Source organism: Mycobacterium sp. 1245852.3 (genome assembly GCF_001669335.1).
In the GTDB taxonomy this organism is placed as follows: Bacteria; Actinomycetota; Actinomycetes; order Mycobacteriales; family Mycobacteriaceae; genus Mycobacterium; species Mycobacterium europaeum_A.
On the sequence record NZ_LZLL01000056.1, the window covers coordinates 1 to 2,963 of the forward strand.

The 2,963-nt window shown below is 68.8% G+C and carries 3 protein-coding genes and 1 pseudogene; 2 read left to right on the forward strand and 2 right to left on the reverse strand.

What is annotated here, in order from left to right:
- Nucleotides 1-644, forward strand: a 644-nt coding sequence (locus A9W96_RS02205; protein ID WP_197499374.1) for an SDR family oxidoreductase, incomplete at its 5' end; no start/stop codon positions are given.
- Nucleotides 645-655: 11 nt separating this feature from the next.
- Here A9W96_RS02205 and A9W96_RS02210 read toward each other — a convergent pair.
- Nucleotides 656-1,264, reverse strand: coding sequence for a hypothetical protein (locus tag A9W96_RS02210; protein ID WP_066877950.1), 609 nt, complete (start codon nucleotides 1,262-1,264; stop codon nucleotides 656-658).
- Between the two features lie 180 nt (nucleotides 1,265-1,444).
- Between A9W96_RS02210 and A9W96_RS02215 the strand changes: the two genes are divergently transcribed.
- A complete protein-coding gene (locus A9W96_RS02215; RefSeq protein ID WP_067137719.1) occupies nucleotides 1,445-2,389 on the forward strand; it encodes an NADP-dependent oxidoreductase in 945 nt (314 codons plus the stop codon).
- Here the strand turns inward: A9W96_RS02215 and A9W96_RS02220 are convergent.
- Nucleotides 2,381-2,963: pseudogene (locus A9W96_RS02220) on the reverse strand (manganese transporter); the annotation flags it as partial. The gene A9W96_RS02215 and the pseudogene A9W96_RS02220 sit on opposite strands and share 9 nt — an antisense overlap.

Consider the following 2,963-nt stretch of genomic DNA (forward strand, 5'->3'; position numbering starts at 1 on the left):
TGCGCGAGGCGCACGACCTGTGCGGGTTGCCGGTCGCCGTGTTCCGGTCCGACATGATCCTGGCGCACAGCCGGTATGCCGGCCAGCTGAACGTGCCGGATGCGTTCACCCGGTTGCTGTTCAGCTTGTTGATCACCGGCATCGCGCCGGCCTCCTTCTACCAGACCGATCCACACGGAAACCGGGCGGTGGCCCACTACGACGGGCTGCCCGCCGACTTCGTGGCCGAAGCCGTAACCACGCTGGGTGAGCAGATCGCCACGGCCGCTGAGGCTTCCGGGACGTATCGGTCGTTCGATGTGATGAACCCGCACGACGACGGCGTCTCACTGGATGTGTTCGTCGACTGGCTGATCGCCGCCGGGCACGACATCCGGCGCATCGACGACTACGACGAATGGCTGAGCCGGTTCACGACGGCCATCCGCGCCTTGCCGGACAAGCAGCGTCAGCATTCGGTGCTGCCATTGCTGGACGCGTACCGCAAGCCGGAGACACCATTGCGCGGCGCGCCGGCCCCCACCGACGTGTTCCGTGCGGCCGTGCGGGCCGCGAAAATCGGTGCAGACCAAGATATTCCACACCTGTCGGCGGGGCTGATCGACAAGTACGTCGCGGATCTGGGCCTACTGGGCCTGGTGTAACGACGCCTGAGCTAGCCGGGGAGCCCGTGTTTGATCGCGGCATCCTGCTTGCGACCGATGTCGAGGGCGACCGCCGGATCGAGCGGATCGTTGGGCGCGCTGTCGAATTCCAGCGTCACCAGGGCCTTGCCTTCGGTGAAGACCAACACCGTCATCGCCTGGGAGTTGTCCGGTGAGGTGCCCGCAATGGTCACCCCGTTGGCGCCGACGGCAAGCGGTGCCCAGGTCCCGCTCACCTTGCCGTTGTAACTGCCTTGGGTGGTGGCCAATTCGGCCGCTGCCGCCGACGGGTCGGCGGCGATCACGATGGTGTCCCACAACCGGCGGCTGCTGTCGGCGTTGGCGAACAGCTGCGCGACTCCCGGCGCGTTGTTGGGGTTGAGCATGGGTGACTGGGGCGCGGTCAGACCGCCACCGACGTCGTTCGGCTTGATCAACAGGAAGCCGTAATCCGAGGGCTGGCCCGACGGCGGGCCGGTGACCGCGCTGGAACTGGTCGACGTGGGCGAACTCGAAGACGGTGGTGCGGCCTTGTCGGCACCACCGCATCCGGCGCTCGCGGCCCCCGCCACGATGACGGCAACGGCACAGCCGGCGATGCCGATCCGATCAACTCCCACGCGTGTCCCTCCCACGTGTCATCGGTATCCGGCCTGCACCGCGGCTCCCGACACCGCAGGCGAAATGGTGGTGTAACCCAGGCTTGCTACGAACATATGCCCACTCGGCGCCCGGGGGTAGCACTTTGACGTGCCTATGCTGGCGGGGGTGACAGCATCCTCGCGCAGAAGGAGATCGGTATGACGGCCGCAGCGTCGCGCGCAGTACGGTTCGACCGGTACGGGGGGCGCGAGGTGTTGTACGTGGCGGACATCGAGATGCCCTCCCCCGGCCCGGGTGAGGTGGTCGTCGAAGTGCGCGCCGCGGGGATCAACCCCGGCGAGGCCGGCATCCGGTCCGGGGCGATGCACGAGATCTTCCCGGCCACCTTTCCCTCCGGCCAGGGCAGCGACCTCGCCGGCGTCGTCACCGCCGTGGGGGCCGGTGTCACCGAGTTCTCGGTCGGCGACGAGGTGCTGGGGTTCAGCATGCGCCGGTCCAGCCACGCCACGCACACCGCGGTTCCGGTGGGGCAGTTGATCCGCAAGCCTCCCCAACTCGGTTGGGAGGCAGCGGGTTCGCTCTACGTGGTCGGTGCGACGGCCTATGCGGCCGTGCGCGCGGTGGCGCCGCAACGGGGCGAGACGATCGCGGTGTCGGCCGCCGCCGGCGGGGTGGGCAGCCTGGTCGTGCAGCTTCTGGTGTTGCGTCAGGCCCGGGTGCTCGGCATCGCGGGGCCGGGCAACGCCGACTGGCTGCGCTCGCGTGGCGTCATTCCGGTCGCCTATGGTGACGGACTCGCCGAGCGGCTGCGCGCGGCGGCGCCCGACGGGATCGACGCCTTCATCGATCTCTTCGGCCCGGACTACGTCCAGCTGGCCGTCGACCTCGGCGTGGCGCCCGAGCGGATCGAGACCATCATCTCCTTCGAGAAGGCCGGTGAAGTGGGCGCCAAGACCGAGGGCAGCATGGACGCCTCGACGCCCGAGGTGCTCGCCGAGATGGCCGAGCTGATCGTGTCCGGCGTCATCGAGTTCGACATCGCCGCGACCTACCCGCTGGACCGGGTCGCCGATGCCTACGCCGAGCTCGAGCGGCGGCACACCCACGGGAAAATCGTTCTGCTGCCGACCAACTCACAGTGACGCGGCCGGGCCGACGACGCCGGCCTGCACGATCTTGATGATGACGAAGGCGACCGCCACCACCAGGTAACCCCGCAGGGTGAACAGCCCCGCCCGGCGCATCGGCGACATCGCTGGCCGATCGAGCAAGGCGAGGTTGGGGGTCTGCCAGCTCGCGCGGTCCTGGCGAAGCATCGCGCGCCGCTCGGTGCGCCTCAGCGAGGCGGCATCTTCGAGTTCGTCCACCTCCCCTGGATCCAGGCCACCCCCAAGGGTGCGCACGATGGCCTCCGCCTCGGTCGGGTTTCGGTGTCGCCGCCCGGCGACGATCATCACCGCGCCGCCGACGATGCCGAGGACCGCGCCGGCCGCCAGCCCCGCCTCGATGGTGCCGGTCGCGAGACCGGGGAAGAAGGTGGTCGCCGTCAATGCCAGTGAGAGCAGCACCAGACACCACACGATGGTCCACGCAATGATGTTCTGCCGCACCGTGTTAACCCACGGCCCCAACACCGCCCGATCGTTGCACAGCAGCACCAGGAAGACGGTCGCCGAGGGAAGCAGCACGCCGGCTAATGCCTGCACACCCTGGGTC